Origin of the sequence: Hydrocarboniphaga sp. (genome assembly GCF_028291725.1) — a bacterium.
GTDB lineage: Bacteria > Pseudomonadota > Gammaproteobacteria > Nevskiales > Nevskiaceae > Hydrocarboniphaga.
Map to the genome: position 1 here is coordinate 91,301 of NZ_JAQGNT010000022.1, position 21,716 is coordinate 113,016.

Consider the following 21,716-nt stretch of genomic DNA (forward strand, 5'->3'; position numbering starts at 1 on the left):
CAGGCATGGGTGCCCGCTGCTGTTTTTTATTCCGGCGTCTTGCGGCCGGGGCCGCCGCGCACGGCAACCGTCATTTCGCCGATGCGATCCATCTGCGCATACATCACGTCGCCGGGGCGCACCGGGCCCAGACTCTTGGGCGGTGTGCCTGAGAAGATCACGTCGCCGGGATACAAGGTCATGATCGAGGCCACGTGCTCGATCAGCTCCGGCACGCCGAGCACCAGCCGGCCGGTCGAATCCTGCGTGCGTACTTCGTCATTGACCTTGAGCAGGTAGGACAGCTGTGAGGGATCGGGAATCTCGTCGGCCGTGACCATCCACGGCCCGATCACACCGTAGCTGTCGAAGGACTTGCCGAAGCTCGGGAACTCCTTGCCCTGCATCGTCATGTCCAGGCCGATGGCGTAGCCGGCGACGTAGTTCAGCGCTTCGGATGCCGGGATTTCGGTGCCTTGCTTGCCGATAATGATGGCCAGCTCGATCTCATGAAAAGTCACGCGCTCGGGCCAGCGCAGCGTCACGCCATCCGACGCACCGGCCGCCGCACTGGTCATCTTGAACAGCAGGCCGAGCTTGCGTGGATGGCCGCCCATCGCCAGTACATCGGTGTGATTGCCGGCGCCGCAGGCAAACTTGCCGGGATTCGCCACCGGTGATTTCAGCAGCACGCTGGCCAGCGGCACCGGCTTGGCGCCGCGTGCGAGTTCGAGCATCTGCGGACGAAGTGCTCCGAGATGGGTGATGAACAGATCGCCCGGCGGCAGCGGCCAGCGCAGTGAGGGCAGCGTTTCGGCGACGGCGGAGACGTCGCGCACGGTGTCGCCTTCGACGATGCCGATTCGGATCGGACCGCCCGAGACATCCTGATACCGGCAGATCTTCATGAGTGTCGACCTCGTGGCCGCTTCTACTAAGGATCTCCACTGTGCGCCATGTGGGCGTCGGCGGCGCACCGGATGCGGCCAAGTTTGCGTTCGAACGGGCCAGCGGCCACAACCATCTGTACGGCGGGAGGAACGAAGCGCATCCCGCCTTTCGCGTGCCGGCATGCCGAAAGGCGGGATGCTCCCGCCCTACAAGCTCTGCTTGCCGCAGATGCAAAAAAGCGCGGCATCGCTGTTCGACAGCGATGCCGCGCTTTACGGTCCGACGAGCCCGCGTTCGGGTTTACGCGAAAGCCTCTTCGCCGCGCAGCTTGGTGCGGTGCATCAATCGGCCGGAGTTCGGATCGTAGGGCGTGGCACGGTGCATCGTGCCGGTGTTGTCCCAGATCACCAGATCGCCCACTGTCCATTTGTGGGTGTAGACGAAGCGTGGCTGCGTCGCCCATTCGCGCAGGCGCACCAGCAGGGCGGTGCTGTTGCGCGCCTCCATGCCGATCACGCGATGCGCGGTGGCGCCGATGACCAGCGACTTGCGGCCCGAGCGGTGCTTCCACACCAGCGGCAGTTCCTGCTCGCCGATGCTCATCATCTGCTCGGTCATCGCCAGGCTCGGTTCCGGATCGTAGTAGAACAGCGTCGGCCAGGCGCCGTGCGCTGCGCGCAGGCCTTCGAGCTGTTGCTTGTCCTCTTCCGGCAGCTCGGTCCAGGCCGCGTAGGTATTCGAAAACTGGGTGTCGCCGCCGCTGGGGGAGAGCACCTTGCCCGAAAGCAGCGAGGCCAGGATAGGAATCTGGCTCATGGTGCCGTCGATGTGCCAGTACAGCGAGCCCTTCAGGTACTCGGCGCTCATCGCGTTGACCTTGGGGTCCAGGCTGATCTTGTGAATGTTTTCGCCATCGCCGCGTTCCGCGGCAAACTCGCCGAGGGTCTTGGTGAACGCGACCTGCTCTTCGTCGCTGAAGCCGATCTTCGGGAACACCAGCACGCCGCGCCGTTCCAGCAGTTCGCGAATGCCGCTGGCGTGTTCTCCGCTCAGCAGGGCGGCCTTGTCGAGGTGGATCGCGCTGCCGATCAGCGGCGTCAGATTGCTGGCTTTGAGCTCGTCAAGAACATCGGTTGTCATGGTTCTGTCCTGCTAACTGAAAGGGTACCCGCGGATATTCTAAAGCCGCGATGGAGGCCTCGATAGAAACCGGGCCGCCACAGTCGGTGGTGCCGACCGCCGGTTGCACCGGGCCGCCCGAGCGGGCTTCACTGTAACTCAACAGTGTTGTCGTGCGGAGTGCAGACGTAGCACGGGGTGCCGTCGGCCATCGTGCGCGGCCGACTGCCGTCCGGGACAAGCCGTACGCCGCCTGCCCGGTGTCATCCGACAACCACGCGCACGCGAGCGATGTTCTGGACCCGGCCAAACGGCGTCTGCGCATCGCCCTGACGCTGCGAGGTGGCGCGCAGCACGGCGAAATAGGTGCCCGGCCTGGAGTAGGCCTGCCCGGCCGATAGCTGCAGCCGCGGCAGCGGGGTGATCGGCTCGGCCGTCGGGTAAGTGCCGGCACCTTCGAAGTCCCACTCGGCTGCGACCACCATGCCGGCGCCGGCGGGCAGCTCGATGTTCGCTGTGAACCTGACCAGCTCACCCACGGCCACCTCGGCGCGCTCACCGCCATTGGCTTTCAGTTCGACGACTGCCTGTATACCCATGCGCTGATCGGCGCTGCCCGGTAACAGGACCTGGGTGTCGACCACCCGGTATTGCGTGCTCGAGGGTTTGACGCCTGTCTCGACCCAGGCGCTGAGGTCGCGCAACGCCTGCTGCAGCGCGCCTTCGAAGCTCACGGTATGCGCGCGGGCGGCTGCTGTCCGAGGGTTGTCGTGCTGGGCATGGTCGATGAACCAGAGCGCAAACTGCTGGTCGAAACCCGGGCCGAGCGCCTGCTTCACCTTCGAGCGATACCAGTCGGCCTGCCAGGCCAGCGCGTCGATATCCATCAGCGCTTCCAGCACCAGCATCTTGCCGTGAATCCGGCCATTGGGTACCGAGCCCGCGGTACCGGCGGTGCCGATCGGCCCGATCAGAATCTCGCGCTGCGGGTAGATCGGCTCGCCGTCGGCACCGCGGAACTGGTTCCAGCCCACCATGTCGGGCGTCGGCACCTGGTGCCGATGGTAGGTCTGCAGAGCCAGCGCCCAGGCGTTGTCGATACGCACTGCGTCGCCAGCGCTGATGCCGTTGATCACCGACTGATCCGCGGCGAAAGCGAAGCCGATGGTCTTGCCATCGATGGACGCAATCGGAACGCTTCTGCCGGCGCTTTCGCCGCTGATGATCAGCAGATGCGCGTTGGCGAAATCCCGCTGCGGGACTTGCGCCAGTTCGACTTGCTTCGGAAAGCCGTCGATGACCCTGGCCACGGCGGTGTCGAACTGGAAACGCAGCGCGGCGAGACCCGATGCCGGATCGCTGCCCAGATAACCGGGCAGGGTCCAGAAATCGTCGACGTAACCGGGATCGAGCATCGGTACCAGCGGCGCGACCTGCATGAAGTAGCCGCTGCCCAGGGTTTCGTGATTCCACCAACCGCGCGGCGGATAACCCATCAGCGTCGCCTCTCTGAGCGCGGCACGTTCTTCGTTGTCCAGCGTGGCGTAGGGGTCGCCGCTGCCGCCCGGATTGGTGGCATCCATGATCGCCGGGAACTTGTTGCCTGCCTTCAACACGCGCAAGGCATGCATGCGGATGGTGAACATGCCGGGAATGGCGTTGGGCGTAGCCATCACGAACGGCACGAAGCCATCCCAGACGCCGCGCGTGTTCTCGGCGCTGCCGATCGTCTGATAGGAGCCGCCGCTGCCGCCGAACAGATAACCGTAGGGGCGGTGCGGGCCGTACAGCTCGGCCGCGATCACGCGCGAGTATTTCGCCGCAGCCGCATTGACCCGATAGGCGGCGATCGCCGGATCGGCCATGCCGCCTGCGCGATCGGCGCCGCCCAGATTGGTCTGCACGTAGTAGGCACCACTGTCGATTGTGAACGCGAGATTGCCGGTTGCTACCTCGAACTCGATCGGGAATGGCCCGATGTCTTCGCTGGTCGCCATCGGATAGGTGTTGTGGAAGAAGCGCCGCCGGTAGCGATCAGCCGGCGGAAAATAGAACGAAAAGCGCGCGCCGGTGCCGGTGAAACCGCCATGCACGTAGCGATGCGGCACCGGCTCCTTGCGCAGTTCGTTCACATCGACATAGGGCTGGTTGTATTGCGGATCGATGGAATCGCCGGTGATTTCGCCGCAGGGCGCAGCGTCCGCCGCGGGCGGCTCCATCGATGGCGATCCGGCCTTCAGCCGCTCGCCGCTGAGCTTGGACTTGCCGAACAGCCCGAGCTTGGCGCTGCCGCTCAGCGTGTCGCCGTCGATTCTGGCGATGAAGCTCACGGTGATCGGGATCGGCCTGGTTGCTTTCATCTGCCAGCTCAGCGTGTCGGCGCTGACGCTGCCCGTGATGTCGTGCGTTCCCAGAGGGCTTTCGATGCGGCCGGTAAAAGTGTCGCTCAGCGTATCGATGCGCAGGTGCATCTGCTGCGGGCCAGCGGGGGTCGACATGGTGACTTTCCAGCTTCCGATTGCATCCACGAGCCGTTCTCCGCCGTTGTCGGCGCTGCAGGAGTCTCGCGAGCCGCCGTTACGGGTGCGGATGATCAGCAGCGCCACTAAGTTATCAGCTGGTAACTTAGTGACGCTGCCTGCGGCTTGTCAATTTGCTGCGCTGTCGACGATGCCGAACGCCGGCCGCACCGGGCTGCCCGGATGGATTTCCTGCAGCTCGACGATGTTGCCGTCCGGGTCGTAGAAGTAGCAGGAGGTGACGCCGCCCAGCGTGAGGTGCTGAGGGGGCGAGATGAACTCCACTCCGGCCGCGACGAGGCGCTCGTATTCGTGATGAATGTCTTTCACGTCGAAGGCGATATGGCGGATGCCGACGTCGCAAGCCGGGCGCCGCTCGCCCGGCTTGGGCGTCGGTGTCGTGTAGCAGAACACTTCCATCTGCATATTGCCGAGGTTGAATTGCGCAACCTGGCCCAGAACCGCGCGCATGCCGACGATGTTCTCGAACGGTTCGAAGCCCGACGGCACCGACGACACGCGGTCCCGCTGCATGCCGAGCAGGTCGCGATAAAAGTGCGTGAAACGGTCGAGGTCGATCGTCGCCAGCGAGATATGGTGCATGCCACGGATCATCGGAGCGCTCCTCAGCCGGCCTTGGTCAGCTTGTCGACTTCAGCGAGTTCTTCGGCGCTCAGCGCCCAGCTCGCGGCCTTCACGTTCTGCTCGACCTGCTCGACCTGGGTCGCGCCGCAGATCACGCTGGCAACCCCAGGCTGCGCGGCGAGCCAGCTTACCGCCAGTTCGAGCAGTGTATGTCCGCGCTCGCGGCAGTAGGCGTCGAGCGCCTTGACGAGCTTCAGATTGCGCTCGGTCATGAAGGTGTCGCCGAGACGCAGGAAGTTGTCCTTCAGGCGGCCCTGCGCGCCCGGCGCCGAATACTTGCCGGTGAGCAGGCCGCTGGCCAGCGGGTAGTAGGGGATGAAGCCGAGGCCGTAGTGCTGCAGCGCCGGGATCACGTCCTTCTCTGCGCTGCGATTGAGCAGGTTGTATTCGGTCTGCGTGGCGATGAAGGTCTCCAAGCCCTGGTGCTTGGAGATCCACACGGCATCGGCCACGCGCCAGGTTTCGAGATTGGAACAGGCGATGTAGCGCAGCTTGCCGCTGCGCACCAGATCGTCGAGTGCGCGCAGCGTCTCATCCATCGGCGTGCCGTAGTCCGGCCAGTGGATCATGTAGCAGTCGATGTAGTCCGTGCCCAGGCGCTTCAGACTGGCCTCCACCGCACGCATGATGTAGTGGCGCGAGCTGTCGCGGATGCGCGCGTTGATCAGATCAACGCCGAACTTGGTCAGCAGCACGATGTCCTTGCGGCGCGCGCCCAGAGCCTTGCCGAGCACGACTTCGGAATCGCCGCCGGTAGCGCCGTAGCGATCCGCGGTATCGAACAGGTTGATGCCGAGGTCCAGGGCCTTGGCGACGACCTCGTTTGAAGCGTCCTGGCCGATCGTCCAGCCGAAGTTGTTGCAGCCCAGGCCGACAGTGGTGACGCGCAAGCCGCTGCGGCCGATCCGGCGTCTTTCCATGCATGATTCCATTAGCGATCTCGTGTGAAACGGTAGAATTGGTAGCGCACGCCGTCCTGGGTCGGCGTGCCCAGGCCGAAGGCCTGTAGCGAGTTCAGCCAGGCATAGCGGCCCTGCGGAGCTTCGAAGCTGCCGGCCACCTCGATGCGGATCAGGCCGTCGGCACGCTGACTCGCCTTGCCTTGATAGCGCAGCAGGATCGTGATGCCGTCGTCGGTCTCCAGCAGCAGGCGCACGTCCTGTTGCGAGCCCGCAGCGGTACGCGTCACCCAATCGCCGCCGGAAGCGGGCACGCGGCCGCGCAGCTGCGGGCCTTCGAAGTGGCCACCGTCGACATCGAACACGCTGCGGTCGCCGAGCGGCGTCCCGACCAGCGTGCTCACCAAATGGGTCCGCGCGCTGAGTATCAGCAGCAGCTCGATGGCCGCATCAACGTGAATGTCATCGCTCATCGGTTCGGGCTCCGGACGAGCGGCCGCGGCTCAGCGCAGCCGGACGAGCGCACCGCCGCTCGCGGCCGAGGTGCGGACGGCATCGAGCACCTCCATGCCGGCAACGCCGTCGGCGAAGGTCGGCAAGGGTACGGCCGATGTCGCGCCGCCTTCCATCGCCGAGCGCAGCGCTTCGCAGAGCCGTATGAACGGCCCGAGCAGATACGGCATGCTCTGCCTGGGATCGTCGCTGGGCGGCGGCAACTGGAACTCCGGTGGCACCGGCAGTTCGCGCGTGCCGTCGCGGTCCGCGAGCCGCACCTTGCCGTCTTCGACCCACAGCGTGCCGCGAGTGCCGGCGACACGGGTCATCGAGGCCGACGGTCCCCAGGCACCCGCGGTCTGCTGCACCACGCCCTGAACGCCGTTGGCGAGCGCGAAGCTCAGCGAGTAGGAATCCTCGGCGCCATTCCTGCGCTCGGACACCATCGGCAGCGCCGCGCTCAGTGACGCGAACTCGCCGAGCCAGCAGCGCACCTGATCGATGATGTGCGCACCATGCGCGCCGAGCCAGCCGCCGCCGGATTGCGGATCGAACCACCAGGGCGGCATCTTCGCCTCAAGGCTCGCCAACTGCGGACTGTAGCTGGTCATCGTCAGCAGTCGCGGCTCGCCGATCAGCCCCTCGGCAATCGCGCGTGCGACCAGTGCGCGGTCCGGGCCCCAGCGGAACTCATGTGCCACCAGATGCACGATGCGCGCGCGCTCGGCTGCTGCCAGCATGGCGCGCGCCTCGGCCAGGTTCATCGCGAAGGGCTTCTCGCAGATCACGTGGCAGCCGCGCGACAGCGCGGCCAGCGTCAGCGCTGCATGCGTGTCTGGCGGTGTCGCGATGCTGACCACCTTCGCACCGGTGCGCGTGATCGCCTCGTCGAGATCGGTGTAGGCCTGCGGCACGCCGCTGGTGTCGGCGCGCCGGCGCGTGCGCTCGGCGTCGGCACCGACCAGGCCCAGGACCTCGAAGCCGGCAGCGCGCAGCGCAGGCACGTGGATGCGGCAACCGAAGCCGGTGCCGACGACAACGGCGCTGATTCTGCCCGTCATGATGTTCTCCTCAGGGCGATGCGACTTGGGCGGCGTGCTGTGCGGCGACGAAGCCCCAGATGAAGGACGGCCCGACGCTGCTACCCGCTCCTGGATACTTGCGGCCCATGACCGACGCGGTCGAGACGCCGGTCGCATAAAGGCCGGCAATCACCGAGCCGTCCTCGCGCAGCACGCGCGCGTGGTCGTCGGTGACCACGCCGCCGTAGGTGCCGACGTCGCCGGGGATGATTTGCACGGCGTAGAACGGCGCCTGGGCGATGGTGCCGAGCGTCGCCGAGGGCTTGTTCAAGTCGTCGCCCAGCCAGCGGTCATAGGCGCGCTCGCCGCGATGGAAATCCTCGTCGTGGTTGCTGGCAACGAAGCCGTTGAAACGCTCGACCGTTGTCTTCAGCGTGGCCGGATCGATCCTGATCTGCTGCGCCAGCGCTTCGATGCTGTCGGCTCGTTTCAGGTAACCCGAGTCGTACCAGCTCTGCGGCTTCCTGCTGCCCGGCATCGTGCCGGCGAGCATGTACTTGGCGAGGTACTGGCTGTCGAACACGGCCCAGCTCGGCACCGCCGGCACGCTCCTGTTGCGTTCCAGCATCGCCTTGCAATAGGCCATGTAGGAGCCGCCCTCGTTCATGTAGCGCAGGCCGCTCTGGTCGACGAGGATACAGTGTGGTGACGCCGTCATCGCCTGCGCGGTCGGCTTGGCTTCGCTGTCCTCGGCTCCTGGCGGGTGCGTCTGCTGATTGCCGACACGCTCGTCCATCTGCGCGACGGCGGCACCGTGGCGCATCATTTCCTCGATCATCTCGCCGGTGTCGCCGGGCGTGGCCATGGTCCACTTCACCGAGGTGCCGGGCGTGTAGCGATCGCGCATCGCCTGGTTGCGTGCGAAGCCGCCGGCATTCACCAGCACGCCCAGCCGCGCGCCCACGCGCCAGGGGCGAGCGTTCCGGTTCGTCAGCACGCCTTTGACCTCGCCCGCTTCGACGATCAGCTCGCTGACCGGCGAATCGGTGCGAATGTCGATGCCGCTGCGCAAGGCCGCCTGCAGCATGCGGCCCTGCAGCGCGGCGCCGCCGGCGGTCCATTGCTTGCCGGTGAGCTTGGCCAGCAGGCCGCGCAGCACCAGTCTGACGATCAGCAATTTGACCCGCCAGGAGCGTTTGTAGGCGGGCAGCTCCATCATTTCTTCGAGTGTCGGCGGCAGCAGCGCGTAGGGCGCGCGGATGAAAGTCGGCCGCAGCTTCTGCTTCCAGGCGCCGAGCTCATTGACGTCGAACAACTCGGCGACGACGGCGCGCCCGCGCTCCGAGCCGCCCGGCAGCTCGTCGTGGTAGTCCGGCCAGTACTGCGCGCGCGTCAGCTTGATGCCCTGCCTGCCGAGAAAGTCGAGCATGCGCGGCACTTCGCTGATATAGCGCCTTCGCCGAGCCGGTGTGGAACCCGGCGCATCGCGGTCCTCGCCACAAAGGGCTTCCAGATACATCGACGCTTTCTCGAAGCTGTCTTCGACGCCATCGCGCTTCATGAAGGGATTGTTCGGCAACCACATCACGCCGCCGGAGCGTGCGGTGGTGCCGCCCACCACTTCGGTCTTTTCGAGTATGAGCACACTGTTGCCCACGGAACGCATCACCAGGCCCGCGCACATCGAACCGCCACCGCTGCCGACGACGACGAAGTCGTGGATCTCGTCGAATGCCTCCATGCTGTTCTCCTCCTGCAGGCTCGTAAGCAACAGAGCTGTTTATTTTAGGGCCGCAGGATGCTCAGGCTTGCAGATGGCGGTCAAGTTCGCGGTGCATGTTGAGAATGATCTGCTCCTGGTTGGCGGCGAGCCAGGTCTGGCGCATGCCGCGCGAGCGCAGGCCCTGCTGGATGCGCGGGATGTTGCTCAAGTCCTGGCGCGGGATCAGCAGCAGCTGCTCGGGATCGTCGAAATCGGTGACATGCTCCACCGTCGCGCGTGGCGGCCTGACCGCGGCGGGATAGGTTTTCGCCGAATAGATTTCGAAGATGCAGCGATTGGGGTCGTCGCCATCCGGCCGCGAGCGATACATCTCGGTGTTGCCGGCCTGCGGCAGGATCAGGAAATTGGGGAACAGGAAAATCTCGCCGCCCCACATGCCGAGTGTTTCGGGCTCGAGTTTGGGCATCGGCCTTTGCTGCTCGGCCGCGGTCGCGTACAGCGCGCGCACGTACTCGGCGCCGAGATTGGAACCTTCCGGTATCGGCCTGCCGCGCAGGCTGCGCAGCACCTCGACGTCTTCCTTGAGCACCATGGCGTCCATGCCGTCCGCGATCAACGACAGGCGCTCGGCCATCTCTTCGAGCGGATCGCCCGTGGGCTCCTGCAGGTGGCCGGCCATCGGCGTCTTGTTGCCGCCGTAGAAGCGTGCGTGGCCCAGCGGCAGGGATTCGTACTGCACGTTGCGATACGCCAGGTCGCCTCCGACACGATCGCCATAGACGATGTCGCGGCCGACCTTTTCCAGCTGAGGATGCGTGGCCGACACATGATAGGCCTCGAAAAAGGCCTCCTGCGCAACTTTCCAGTTGGCCGGCACCGAAAGCGATTTCCACCAGTAATGATGCATGTCGCCGATCGCGAGATCCTCGATCCAGTGGCGCACCGGTGCGATGTAGTCGTCGAAGGAGCCGCACTTGGAATCGAGATTGATGAACACGAAGCCGGCAAACACCGCCGACTTGAGCTCGCGCAGCGCGACGTCGCTGTCGCGCAGCTCGCCGCCGCGGAATTCCTCGCGCTCCAGCACGAGTTGGTTCTGGCCGGCGAGATTCCAGCGCCAGCCGTGGAACGGGCAGACGATGCGCTTTTTCTCGAAGTTGCCGCAGCCCTGGGCGAGCGCGGTGCCGCGGTGCGGACAGAAGTTGTGGTAGGCCTTCACGGTGTCGGCATCGACGCGCACCAGCATCACCGACTGATCGCCGATGTTGTAGACCGTGTAGTCGCCGGCCTCCGGAATCTCGTCGAGCCTCGCAGCCACCTGCCAGACCCGGGTCCACATCTTCTCGAACTCCAGCTTGGCGAAGGCCGGATCGATGTAGCGGCCGACGCGGATGCCATGCGGCGCGCTCTGCCAGCTCGGTGGCCAGTCCCCACCGGAGTTGCCCGCAGTGTTGGAAGTAGTGCGGTCGATGGCTGCGAGACTCATGGCGTGTTCTCCGAAGAACGGCTCCCGTGCTTCGTGGTGCCGTGTGTTGATAGTGCACACTACCGTAAATGATAGTAGGCACTATCTGCAAGTGCCGGCGCCCGGCGGTTATGATCCGGCCATGCACGACTCCGGCTTCCCAATGACCGTTTCCCAATGACCGCAAAAAAAACCACGCGGTCCGCCCCGCGTTCGTCGACCAAGAAGACGGCGGCGTCCGCCGCGACCCGAAAACGCGTCGTGCCCGCTGCGCGCAAGCGGCGCAGCGCGGAGGACATTCTCGACCGCATCGTCCAGGCGGCGGCCGAGGAGTTTGCGCGGGGCGGCTACAGCGGTACGACCACCGCGGCCATCGCGCGCCGGGCAGACGTGACCGAGGCCCAGCTGTTCCGCTGCTTCGGCTCGAAGTCCAATCTGTTTCTGGAAACCATCTTCAAGCCCCTGGATCAGCACTTCCTGAATTTCATCGACGCCCATCTGCCCGAGATCGAAGACCCGTCCACCGTCCGCGAGCGGACGCATCTCTACACCTCGGAACTTCAGCACTTCATCCGCAAGCATTCGCGCATGCTGATCTCGCTGGTGGTGGCGCAGACCTATGACGAGGGCACCGCGCACGGCGTCGGCAGGATCAACAGCCTGAGCACCTACTTCGACCGCGCCGCGGGGATGATGGCGTCGAGACTCAAAGGTCAATCGGATACCGAAGTGCAAATGATGGCGAGGCTGGCCTTCGCGTCGGTGCTGGCCTCAGTGATGTTCCGCGACTGGATCTTCCCCGCCGGCCTTGCGCGCGACGAGGAGATCGAGGCCGCGGTCAACGCCTTCGTGATGAAGGGTGTCGCAGCCGATCCGGCGCCGTAGAGCGGGATGCTCCCGCCCTACGGGTCTGACTCGAAACGCGCGTGACCTCAACCCACCACGTAACCGCCGTCCACCGGGATGGCGACGCCGGTGATATACGAGGCTTCGTCGCTGGCGAGGAACAGCGCTGCGTTTGCCTGCTCGGCGGCGAGACCCCATCGGCCCATCGGAACATTGAACGGCGGTTTGGTGCCCGGCGGCGGGACCGGGTTTTCCAGCGAGGCTTTCACCAGGCCGGTCCAGACCATGCCCGGACAGATGGCGTTGACGCGGATGCCGTTCTGCGCATAGTCCAGCGCCGCACACTTGGTCAGCTGCAACACGCCGGCCTTGGCGGCTGCGTAGATACTGTGGTCCTTCCAGCCGACCAGGCCGGTGGCGGACGCGGTGTTGACGATGGCGCCGCCGCCGGTACGCAGCATCGAGATGACGCCGTACTTGATGCCGAGGAACACGCCCTTGAGGTTCACCGCGTGCACGTTGTCGTAGGCCTCTTCGGTCTGCTCGTGCAGCGGCATCATCTTGCCGCCGAAGCCGGCGTTGTTGCACAGAATGTCGAGGCGGCCGAAACGATCTTCGGCGACCTTGATCATGTTCTGGATGTCGGCGCTCACGGAGACATCGGCATGCACCGCAACCGCCGCGTCGCCGATGCTCGCCGCGATTTGTTCCTGCATGCCGCTACGATCGGCGCAGACCACTTTTGCGCCTTCACGCGCGAACAGCAGCGCCATCTCCTTGCCCATGCCGGAGCCGGCCCCGGTGATTACAGCGACCTTACCTGCCAGACGTCCCATCGCTTTCCCCTCCAATCCTTGTCGTAGCAAGCCAGCTTCAGACCAGCTGCTCTTCGGCGACCAGCGTCGTGCGATGCATCATGCGGCCACTGTCGAGCGCATAGGGCACGACGCGGTGCATGGTGCCGGTGTTGTCCCAGATCAGCAGATCGCCCAGGGTCCACCGGTGCTGGTAGACGAACTGCGGCTGCGTGGACCAGGCCTCCAGTTCCGCGAGCAGCTTGCGGCCGGCGGCGATGTCCATGCCCTCGATATGCGAAGAAGTGGAGCCGAGCACCAGCGATTTGCGGCCTGACTGGTGGTTCCATACCAGAGGATGCGACTTGGGCGGGTAGAGGCGCCAGCTGGCCTCCTGCTCCGGGGTGGGGGCGGTGTGGATCTTCCGCTGGATAACCTCGACGTGATGCACCACCTTGAGCTTGGCCAGCGACTTTTTCTCTGACTCCGGAAGATCGTCGTAGGCCGCGTAGGTATTGGCGAACTCGGTCTGGCCGCCGCTGGGCGACAGGCGCCGCGCGCTCAGCAGCGAGGCGCGTGTGGGTACGTCGTCCGTGGTGCCGTCGATGTGCCAGTGGAAAGCGCCAAGCAGGTAGTCCGCGCGGTCGTTTTCCTTCTTGTCGAGCGTGACCTTGTAGATGCCCTTGTTGCCTTGCGCAATGATCTCGCCGAGCGTTCCGGCAAAAGCCAGCTGCTGCTCGTCGTCGAAGTCGATCTTGCGGAACACGACGACGCCGCGCTGCTCCAGCAAGCGGCGGATCTCCTGCGCCTCGCTGCCGCTAAGCAGGGTCCCGCGGCTGGCGAGAATCTCGGTGCCGATGCGCGGCGCCAGATCGACGGTTTCGATGTTCATGTGCAGCTCCTGGCGTCTTTATGCCGACGTATCGATGGTAGGCCGGATCGACAGCTCGGAAATGTTCGTGCGGCGCGGCATCGTGACCATGAGCATGATCGCGTCGGCGACGTCGCCGGGCGCCATCGCGCCCTCCTTGCCGACATGAGACTTGATCGCTTCGCGGTACTTGGGATCGCTGATGTTGTTGGCGACTTCGGTACTGGTCGCGCCCGGCATGAGGATGCAGACGCGGATACCGTGAGCGCCGACTTCCTGCCGCATCGCGTCGGTCATCGAGTTGAGTGCGTGCTTGCTGGCCGCATAGGCGTTGAAGATCGGGCCCGACTTGCGCGCCGCCAGCGAAGAAATGTTGATGATGTCGCCGTTGCCCTGCGCCTTCATCGGCCCGAGCGCGGCCTTGCAGGTGTAGACCGTTGCCAGCAGGTTGATGTCGATCACGCGCCGGTATTCGGCCGTATCGGCATTCTCGACGCCGCCGGCCTGGATGATGCCCGCCGAGTTGACAAGGATGTCGATCCTGCCGAAATGCGCGATCGTTTTCTCGACCGCGGCTGTCGCCACCGACTCAATGACGACATCGCCCGGCAAAGCCAGCGCCTTGCCGCCGCAGGCCTGGATGCGCATCACCAGATCATTGAGCCGGTCTGCACGCCGCGCGGATACCGCGACGCTCGCGCCGGCGGCGCCGAGGGCCAGCGCCGCCGCTTCGCCGATACCCGAGGATGCGCCGGTAACCAGGGCGACGCGCCCGGCGAGGATTCCTGACATGCTGGTTCTTCTCCTTGCTAAGCATGGCTGCCGGCGGCTCGCGCCGCGGCAGCTCTCATTGTGTAGTGAATTCGGTGCCACGCCGGTGTTTCATCGTGGCCGCCGAGCGTTCGCCACAGGCGCAAGCTCAGGCTCACCTATTGCTGGAGCCTTGATCAACATGGTTGTTCAGTGGAGCCGCGGTGTCAACTGTGAGACGGGTCTGGGGCCGATGGATGTGCGGCAATCTGCGCAGCGAGTATTTTCCGGAAATTGCCGAGCGCCCGATCAGCTGTTGAACAGCTTCTTCACTTCGCGCCGCAGCAGCTTGCCCATTTCGTTGTAGGGCAGGGCATCGAGGAAGACGATGCGCTCGGGCACGCGCGAGGATCGCAGGCGATCCTTGATCAAGGCCTTGAGTTCCTGTTCGCTGGGCGCGGCATGGCCGGGCCTGGCCACGACCGCGAGGCCGACGGCTTCGCCCCACTCGGCCGAAGGCACTGCTACGGCGGCGGATTCGGCGATCGCGGGATGGGAGGTCAGCACGTCTTCGATTTCGCCGGGCGAGATGTTCTCGCCGCCGCGGACGATGACGTCGTCGGCACGGCCGGCGAGGAACAGGTAGCCCTCGGCATCGAGCCAGCCCGCGTCGCGCGTCGGGAACCAGCCTTCGGCGTCGAGCGCGCTGCGCCCGCGATACTCGCCGGAAACCTGTTCGCCGCGCACGTAGATTTCGCCGCGCTCGCCGGCGGGCAGCAGCTTGCCCTCCTCGTCACGGATTTCGATCTCGACAGTGGGCAGCGGCCGGCCCACCGAGCCCAGGCGCGCGCGCACGACTGGATCGCCGGAGGACAGCGCCGCGCGATGATCCTCCGGCCCCAGCAGGGCGACGGTGGAGCTGGTCTCGGTGAGACCGTAAGCATTGGTGAAGCCGGTGTCCGGAAACAGAACCAGCGCGCGCTCGATCAGTTCCAGCGGCATGCGTCCGCCGCCATAGGCGACCGACTGCAATGACGACAGATCGAGTGTGTCGCCAATGGCGTCCATGCGCGGAATGATGCGCGACAGCATGGTCGGTACCACGAAGGCGTTGGTCGCGCGCTCGCTGGATGCGAGCTGCAGCCAGGCATCCGGCTCGAAAGCCGGTAGCAGCACGATGCGCCGCATCGCGTAGATCGAGCTCAGCAGCGCGGCGATGCCGGCGATGTGATACGGCGGCACGCAGACCAGCGCGGCTTCCTCCGGCGAGGCCGAGCCGAATTCCACGGTGCCGAGGATGTAGGACAGCAGGTTGGAGTGACGCAGCAGCGCCGCCTTGGGCGCCGCCGTGGTGCCGCTGGTGAAGATCTGCGCGGCGATGCCTTCGCCGTCGTGCTCGTCGCCGGAGGCGGTTTCGCCCAGTTTCTCGGCCTCGGTCACAAAATCGGCACGCGCCAGCGTCTGGTGGCCGCTGTCCGGATTCAGGCGCTGCACGCGCTCGACATCGCCGATCAGGTAGGCCGGGTCGATACGCTTGAGCAGTGCGGCGAGATCGGCATCGGCGAGGCGGTAGTTGAGCGGCACGTAGGGCACGCCGGCGATGGCGGCGCCGAACAACGCGATCGATGCGGCTTCGCTGCTTTCGTCGAGCAGGCCGACGTAGGAGCAACCGGCCCTGGCGATGGCCTCGGCGGCGCCGCGCGCGGCCTTCATCAGGGCCGCATACGACCAGCGGCGTCCGTCACAGACCAGGCCGATGCGGCCCGGTTCGGCGTCGGCCGCCATCTGCAGAATCAGCGAAATATTCATCGGACCTAATCGGACGAAGGCAGCGGCTTGGCATCCTTGGCCTGCAGCGCGACGCCGGCGAGCGACAGCGACCCCTGGCCGGCCTTCACGCACAGCAGTTCCACCGTGGCGGCGGCATCCACGTAGCGCTTGCCGATCTTGGTGCCTTCAGCGAAGGCCGGATTGATCGCCGCGCGCGTCGCCGGACGTTCCGCTGCCATCGGCGCGCCGCCGCATTCGACCACGACATCGCTGCCGCGAATGACCATTACCTCGGTGTCGCACACCGCACTCTTGAGCTTGCTTCCCGCTTTCATTGGTTTCTCTGTCGCTGGTCTTGGTCTTGATGCTAGGCGATCGCGCCTGCGGCTTTCAGGCTTTCGATGCGATCCCATTCCAGGCCGAGTTCCATCAGGAAGGTTTCGGTGTGTTCCGAAGCCTGCGGAGCGCGGGTGGTCTTCAGCGGTTCATGATTGAATTGCACCGGGCCGCGCACGACCTTGAATGGCTTGCCGTCGTCGCCTTCGAGTTCGACGAGCATGTCGTTGGACAGAGCCTGATCGTCCGTGGTCAGGTCCTGCAGGCTCTGAATCGGCGCCCATTGGCCCTTCATCGTCTTCAGATGCTGGCGCCAGTAGGCGAACGGCTTGGCGGCAAAGGCTTTGACGATCAGCTCGCTCGCCGGGCCCGAATGGTCGATCAGGCTTCTGACATCGGCGAAGCGCGGATCGTCCGCAGCTTCAGGGATGCCGAAATGCGCGAATGCGTCGCGGATCAGGCCCGTGGGGCTGACCATGCACAGATTGATCGTGCCGCCGTCCGAGGTGCGGAAATTGCCCATCAGCGGGTTGCGCGCCGCTCCGCCCGAGGTCGGCATGGAGTTGCGCGTGGTCTTGCCGGTCTCAAGAACCTGCGTGATGTTGGCGCCGGCGGACCACCAGGCGGCGCTCAACAGCGAAACGTCCACTTCGACAGTTTCGCCAGTGCGCTCGCGATTGAACAAGGCCGCGGAAATGCCGCCGGCGATGAACATGCCGCCGATGGAATCGCCGAACGCCATAATGCCCTGCGACAGCGGCCCTTCGAGTTCGGCGGGCGTCATCGCGTAGCCGACGCCGCTGCGCGACCAGAACGCGGTTCCGTCGAAGCCGCCGACTTCGCGCTCGGCCCCCTTGTCGCCGTAGGCGCTGCCGCGCGCGTAGATGATGTTCGGGTTCACGGCGCGGATATGTTCGATATCGAACTTGTTCTTCTGCCGCACGGACGGAAGGTAATTGGTCAGGAAGACGTCGGCGGTTTTGGCGATCTCGTAGAGCAGCTCCTGGCCTTCCTTGGTCGATACGTCGATGCCGACGCTGCGCTTGCCGCGATTGGGATGCTCGATCAGCGGATTGCGGTTCGGATCGACCGGGATGCCGCCCATGTTGATGAATCCGCGCTGCGTGTCGCCGCGCACCGGATGCTCGATCTTGATGACGTCGGCGCCCCAGTCAGCGAGGATCGCACCGGCGGCGGGTACGAAAGTGAACTGAGCAACTTCCAGTACACGCACGCCTTTCATTACTTGCGTCATACACTCTCCATCCGCCTAATCTTTGATTTAATCTCTGACGGGCTATTGAACACCGCTGTTGCCCGAAATGATATATCGTTTGGGGGCCGTCCGCCGACTTTGGCAGCGGTGCGTGATGCACCGTCAAGCACGAGTGCTGTTCGGCGCCAGCGGACGCGGCCCCTGATTACTCGAGCAGTTCCCGGCGAATACTGTTCAGATCCTGCTCGCCGATATCGAGCACGTCACGCAGGTAGTGCGCGATGCAACCGTGCCGCTCCTCGATCACGGCGAAAGCGGTTCGCAGGTACGCCGGGTCGGAGCCCATGACGGCGCGGATCACATCCGGCGACAGGTGGCTCAGCAGGCTCGGTTTGCCGCCGCTGGAAAAGCGATGTCCGGCCAAAAGCTCGTTGGTCAGCGCATAGTCGTCGAGGATTACCTCGCGCGGTACGCCGAGCACGTCCAGGATCAGCGCCGCGATGATGCCGGTACGGTCCTTACCTGCGGTGCAGTTGAAGACCATCGGCAGTTCACCGCCGGCGAGGCGCTTGAGCAGCTCGCGATAGGCCGGCGCCTGCTCGAAGGGCAACTGGCGATAAGCGGACAGCATCGTTTCGCGAACCTGCTCGGCGGTCGGCGGGCTGCTCTTGAGGAGGCCGCGCAGGTCGCCGAAGCTCATCGCGTAGTCGCGGCTCCAGTAGCGGCGTCCATCGGCATCCCGCCAGGGGCTCGGCATGGCTTCGCGCTCGCTGCTCGTGCGCAGATCGCAGATCAATCGAATGCCCAGGCCGGAGAGATATTCGCAATCCGCCTGCGTTAGCCCCGCCATGCTGCCGGAGCGGTAAAGCCGGCCCCAACGCACGCGACGTCCGTCCACGGTGAGATAGCCGCCCAGGTCACGGAAGTTGCGGCCGCCCTGCAGCGGCAGCACCCGCACGGCCCAAGGCGCCGCGGCGCGATTCACTTCACCCGCAGCGCTTTCGGATTCAGGCGATTTCATCGAGCGGCACCCAGCGCCGCTGATCGGACGAGCGGCGCGCGGCTTCGAGCACGCATTCGACGATCCAGGCCTGATCGAAATCCGGCGCAGCGGCTCCGTTGCCGCGAATCGCCTCGACCATGCGGTGCATGGCCAGTGCCATCGGATGCGAGGCATTCGGCTCGCTTTCGGAGTTCATCTGCACTTCCGGTGTCTTCAGCAGACGCTCGGGAATGCTGACTTTATCGAAGGCTGCGCCGCCCAGCGTGCCGGCGTGCAGCGTGGTGTCGCGGCTGGTGGGGAAGGTCGGCGCGCGCGCCACGAAACGTCCCTTGCTGCCGAAAGCTTCCAGCGTCCAGCCCGGCGTGAGCGTGGCATTCCACGAAACCTGCAGCTGCAGCGTCATGCCGCTCTTGAATCGCAGCAGCAGGTTGGCGAAGTCCTTGGTCTGCGGCTTGATCAGCGTGCCGTCGGGAAAGCGCCATTCTTTCAGCAGCTGACGATCGATCGCGACGAGTTCTTCGATGTCCCCGAACAGGAACAGCAGCATGTGCAGCGCATGGCTGCCGAGGTTGCGTAGTGCGGAGACGCCAAGCCCGCCTTGCCAGAACCAGTTATAAGGGAAGTGCGGATTGAGCTGATTGAACAGGCTGATGTTGAGGATGCAGGTGCCGCCGAAGAGTTCGCCGAGCGAGCCGTCTTCGATCATTTCCTTGGCCAGGCGGTGCGCCGGCAACCACTGCGAAAAGGCATCGACGACCGCGACCTTGCCGCTGGCCTTCCATGCATTACGCAATTCGCGCGCTCTCTCGAAGTCGGCGGCGAACGGAATGCCGTTGTAGACATGCTTGCCGTTGCGCAGCGCGGCCAGCACCATCGCGTGACGGATGTTGGGGCGTGTGCCGCAATCGACGATGTCGATGTCCGGGTCAGCCGCCATCGCCTCGGCGTCCCAGTAGGGACGCTCGATGCGCAAGCGTGCCGCCGCGGCTTCAGCCGTTTCGCGCTTTGATGTGCAAATGCCGACGACTTCCACACCCGGAACGGCACGCCATCCTGGCAAGTGCGCGAATGCACCCCAATTGGCGCTGATAATTCCAACTTTCAGCGTCTTCATCGCTCTCCTCCGCCGCGCCGATGAATCTTGGGGGCAGGCCTGTCAAGGCCGTGCCGTGGCGTCTGGGACCCCCGCTTACGCCTAGCGCAGCGAAATGACCTCGGCCTTCGACAGACTCGTCGTCAGCTTGCCATCCACCATGGCCAGCGTGCTGGCCGGTACCGTCTTCATGTTGCCGTCCAGAATCAGCTGAACGGAACCGTCACCCGCGACCCGATACACCGAACCCAGACGTCCACCGTTGGTGGCGTACAACATCTTGCCCTTGACTGCGGTAACGGAAACGGCAGCCGCGGACGACACCGCTTCCTGTGCACCGGCAGAAACGCTAACGAGCGCAAACAGCGCAACAGCGAGCCACGACTTCTTCACTTTAAATCTCCAAGGTTTTTGGGGGAAATCTCGCGCGTGGCGAAATCATAAGCCACGTTAGTATTCGCCCCGGCCGATGTCAAGTGGCGTCATCGGATTTGCGACTCTCCTGGCGCTGTGCTGCCGCGGCAACGTTGCGCGCAATGATGTCGAGCAGCGTCTCGAGTTGCGCGAGATCGGCCTCACTCAGGCCGGCGAAGGCTTCGGCTTCGTAGATCGCGGCTGCCTCGCCGAGCCGGTCGAGCAAAGGCTTGGCAGCCGTCGTCAGGTAGAGGCAGTAACCGCGCCGATCCTGCGGGTTCTCGCGGCGCTCCAGCAGGCCGTCGTCGCAGAGACGGTCGATCATGCGGCCGGCAGTGACTTCGGTGACCTGGAGCATCGCCGCGATGGCGCGCTGGGTGGCGCCGGGGCGGCGCGCAACCGCCGCGATCAAACCCCACTTGGCCCGCGATACGCCAGCACTTTGTACGTTCTGGTCAAATTGCTGCCAGAGCTGTCGGGAGATCACCGCCAGCTTGCGCCCAATCGCCCGCTTCTGAACGTCCGGCGGACTGATGGCTTGCTCTCCCGTAGTTTTCAAGCCGATTTCCTTTTTGGGCGCCGCTGAGGGCGGCCTGTGCTCAAACGCGTTCGATGATGATGGCCGGCGCCATGCCGCCCGCCGCGCACATGGTAACCAAGCCGCGCCTGAGACCGCGCCTTTCCAGTTCGTCGAGCACCGTGCCGATCAGGATCGCGCCGGTGGCGCCGATGGGATGGCCGAGCGCGATCGCGCCGCCGTTGACGTTGATCTTCTCGCGGTCGATGCGCAGGTCACGGATGAGCTTCTCCACCACCACGGCGAAAGCTTCGTTGACTTCCCAAAGGTCAATGTCGTTCACGGTCAGGCCGGCGCGGGCGAGGATCTTCCTGACGGCCGGTACCGGCGCATTGAGCATCAGCGTCGGATCATCGCCGATGTTGGCCGTCGCAATCACGCGTGCGCGCGGCTTCAGGCCGTGCTTGCGCACATAGGCTTCGGACGCCAGCAGCAGCGCGGCGGCGCCGTCGACATTGCCGGACGAGGTGCCGGCGTGATGGAAGGCCTCGATCTTCAGATCGGGATAGACCTTGTTGATCAGCTTGCGGAAGCTCGTGCCGTTCTCGTCGATCGCCATGTCGGCGATCTGTGCGAAGGAGGGCTTCAGTGCCGCGAGGCCGGCGAGCGTGGTGTCCGGACGCGGGTGTTCGTCCTTGGCCAGCACCAGCTTGCCGTCTTCGTCGATGACCGGAACGATCGATTTGTCGAAATAGCCGTTCTGGACCGCATGTGCGGCACGCCGCTGGCTTTCGGCACCAAAGGCATCGAGCGCTTCGCGGCTGATGCCTTCCATCGAGGCGATCGCGTCGGCGCTGACGCCCTGATGCGACTGCGGATACCGGGCCTGCAGCCGCGCATTGCCGGTGCCCAGGCCCGCCGACTTGAGTCCGGCTGCGGCCTCGGCCTGCTGCATCGCGGCGATCTGCGAGGTCATCTCGGTGCCGCCGGCGACGATCAGGTCTTCCATGCCCGATTTCACCTGGGCGGCGGCGAAGCTCACCGCGGTGAGGCCGCTGCCGCAGAAGCGGTCCAGCGTGACACCGCTCACGCTCATGTCGTAGCCGGCGTCGAGCGCGGCCATGCGCCCCATGTCGCCGCCCTGCTTGCCCTTCTGCGCGCTGGTGCCCCAGATGACGTCGTCGACATGGCGGGTGTCGAAGCCATTGCGCTGCTGGATCGCCTTGAGCACGGTGGCGGCGAGATGTTGCGGATGCATGTGCGCCAGTGCGCCCTTGCCGATCTTGCCGACGCCGCGCGGCGTGCGCACGGCATCGATGATGAATGCTTCCGACATCGATGATTCTCCT

21 protein-coding genes are annotated in these 21,716 nt (G+C 65.1%); 1 reads left to right on the forward strand and 20 read right to left on the reverse strand.

Annotation, left to right across the window (positions count from 1 at the left end; genetic code table 11):
* Positions 1–26 precede the first annotated feature (26 nt).
* The 9 genes from JWQ90_RS05775 to JWQ90_RS05815 all read right to left on the reverse strand — a co-directional run bounded on the left by JWQ90_RS05775 (position 27) and on the right by JWQ90_RS05815 (position 10,778).
* On the reverse strand, positions 27–887 hold the full coding sequence (locus JWQ90_RS05775; RefSeq protein WP_299690614.1) for a fumarylacetoacetate hydrolase family protein: 861 nt from the start codon (positions 885–887) through the stop codon (positions 27–29).
* Positions 888–1,170: 283 nt separating this feature from the next.
* A complete protein-coding gene (locus JWQ90_RS05780) occupies positions 1,171–2,010 on the reverse strand; it encodes a TauD/TfdA family dioxygenase (RefSeq protein ID WP_299690616.1) in 840 nt (279 codons plus the stop codon).
* Between the two features lie 242 nt (positions 2,011–2,252).
* Positions 2,253–4,487 (reverse strand): hypothetical protein, encoded by a 2,235-nt coding sequence (locus JWQ90_RS05785; protein WP_299690619.1) that lies wholly within the window; start codon positions 4,485–4,487, stop codon positions 2,253–2,255.
* A gap of 150 nt (positions 4,488–4,637) precedes the next feature.
* Positions 4,638–5,123 (reverse strand): VOC family protein, encoded by a 486-nt coding sequence (locus JWQ90_RS05790; RefSeq protein ID WP_299690622.1) that lies wholly within the window; start codon positions 5,121–5,123, stop codon positions 4,638–4,640.
* Positions 5,124–5,134: 11 nt separating this feature from the next.
* Positions 5,135–6,073 carry an aldo/keto reductase gene (locus tag JWQ90_RS05795; protein ID WP_299690625.1) on the reverse strand — a complete coding sequence of 313 codons (939 nt, stop codon included), beginning with the start codon at positions 6,071–6,073 and terminating at the stop codon, positions 5,135–5,137.
* A gap of 11 nt (positions 6,074–6,084) precedes the next feature.
* Complete coding sequence (locus JWQ90_RS05800; protein ID WP_299690628.1) at positions 6,085–6,525, reverse strand: DUF3237 domain-containing protein; 441 nt, start codon at positions 6,523–6,525, stop codon at positions 6,085–6,087.
* Positions 6,526–6,555: 30 nt separating this feature from the next.
* Positions 6,556–7,608 (reverse strand): Gfo/Idh/MocA family oxidoreductase, encoded by a 1,053-nt coding sequence (locus JWQ90_RS05805; protein ID WP_299690630.1) that lies wholly within the window; start codon positions 7,606–7,608, stop codon positions 6,556–6,558.
* Positions 7,609–7,618: 10 nt separating this feature from the next.
* Complete coding sequence (locus tag JWQ90_RS05810; protein ID WP_299690633.1) at positions 7,619–9,310, reverse strand: FAD-dependent oxidoreductase; 1,692 nt, start codon at positions 9,308–9,310, stop codon at positions 7,619–7,621.
* A gap of 61 nt (positions 9,311–9,371) precedes the next feature.
* Positions 9,372–10,778, reverse strand: coding sequence for an aromatic ring-hydroxylating dioxygenase subunit alpha (locus tag JWQ90_RS05815; RefSeq protein WP_299690636.1), 1,407 nt, complete (start codon positions 10,776–10,778; stop codon positions 9,372–9,374).
* Between the two features lie 156 nt (positions 10,779–10,934).
* On the opposite strand from JWQ90_RS05815, the gene JWQ90_RS05820 reads away from it, so the two are divergent.
* Positions 10,935–11,642, forward strand: coding sequence for a TetR/AcrR family transcriptional regulator (locus JWQ90_RS05820; protein ID WP_299690639.1), 708 nt, complete (start codon positions 10,935–10,937; stop codon positions 11,640–11,642).
* A gap of 47 nt (positions 11,643–11,689) precedes the next feature.
* Here JWQ90_RS05820 and JWQ90_RS05825 read toward each other — a convergent pair whose 3' ends face one another.
* The 11 genes from JWQ90_RS05825 to JWQ90_RS05875 all read right to left on the reverse strand — a co-directional run bounded on the left by JWQ90_RS05825 (position 11,690) and on the right by JWQ90_RS05875 (position 21,703).
* Positions 11,690–12,439, reverse strand: a complete 750-nt coding sequence (locus JWQ90_RS05825; protein WP_299690642.1) for an SDR family NAD(P)-dependent oxidoreductase — start codon at positions 12,437–12,439, stop codon at positions 11,690–11,692.
* 37 nt (positions 12,440–12,476) lie between these two features.
* A complete protein-coding gene (locus JWQ90_RS05830) occupies positions 12,477–13,289 on the reverse strand; it encodes a TauD/TfdA family dioxygenase (RefSeq protein ID WP_299690644.1) in 813 nt (270 codons plus the stop codon).
* A gap of 18 nt (positions 13,290–13,307) precedes the next feature.
* Positions 13,308–14,060 (reverse strand): SDR family NAD(P)-dependent oxidoreductase, encoded by a 753-nt coding sequence (locus JWQ90_RS05835; RefSeq protein WP_299690647.1) that lies wholly within the window; start codon positions 14,058–14,060, stop codon positions 13,308–13,310.
* Between the two features lie 267 nt (positions 14,061–14,327).
* Positions 14,328–15,827 (reverse strand): class I adenylate-forming enzyme family protein, encoded by a 1,500-nt coding sequence (locus JWQ90_RS05840; RefSeq protein ID WP_299690650.1) that lies wholly within the window; start codon positions 15,825–15,827, stop codon positions 14,328–14,330.
* Between the two features lie 5 nt (positions 15,828–15,832).
* Entirely contained in the window at positions 15,833–16,123 is a 291-nt protein-coding gene (locus JWQ90_RS05845; protein ID WP_299690653.1) for a hypothetical protein, read from the reverse strand.
* A gap of 32 nt (positions 16,124–16,155) precedes the next feature.
* Positions 16,156–17,379 (reverse strand): CoA transferase, encoded by a 1,224-nt coding sequence (locus JWQ90_RS05850; protein ID WP_299690656.1) that lies wholly within the window; start codon positions 17,377–17,379, stop codon positions 16,156–16,158.
* Positions 17,380–17,545: 166 nt separating this feature from the next.
* On the reverse strand, positions 17,546–18,361 hold the full coding sequence (locus JWQ90_RS05855; protein ID WP_299690659.1) for a tyrosine-protein phosphatase: 816 nt from the start codon (positions 18,359–18,361) through the stop codon (positions 17,546–17,548).
* Positions 18,348–19,457: a Gfo/Idh/MocA family oxidoreductase gene (locus JWQ90_RS05860; RefSeq protein ID WP_299690662.1), complete on the reverse strand. Its 1,110-nt coding sequence runs from the start codon at positions 19,455–19,457 to the stop codon at positions 18,348–18,350. Before JWQ90_RS05860 ends, JWQ90_RS05855 begins: the two co-directional genes overlap by 14 nt.
* An 81-nt stretch (positions 19,458–19,538) precedes the next feature.
* Complete coding sequence (locus JWQ90_RS05865) at positions 19,539–19,829, reverse strand: hypothetical protein (protein ID WP_299690665.1); 291 nt, start codon at positions 19,827–19,829, stop codon at positions 19,539–19,541.
* A gap of 79 nt (positions 19,830–19,908) precedes the next feature.
* Positions 19,909–20,409 (reverse strand): MarR family transcriptional regulator, encoded by a 501-nt coding sequence (locus JWQ90_RS05870; protein WP_299690668.1) that lies wholly within the window; start codon positions 20,407–20,409, stop codon positions 19,909–19,911.
* Positions 20,410–20,449: 40 nt separating this feature from the next.
* Entirely contained in the window at positions 20,450–21,703 is a 1,254-nt protein-coding gene (locus tag JWQ90_RS05875; RefSeq protein WP_299690671.1) for an acetyl-CoA C-acetyltransferase, read from the reverse strand.
* Positions 21,704–21,716 lie beyond the last annotated feature (13 nt).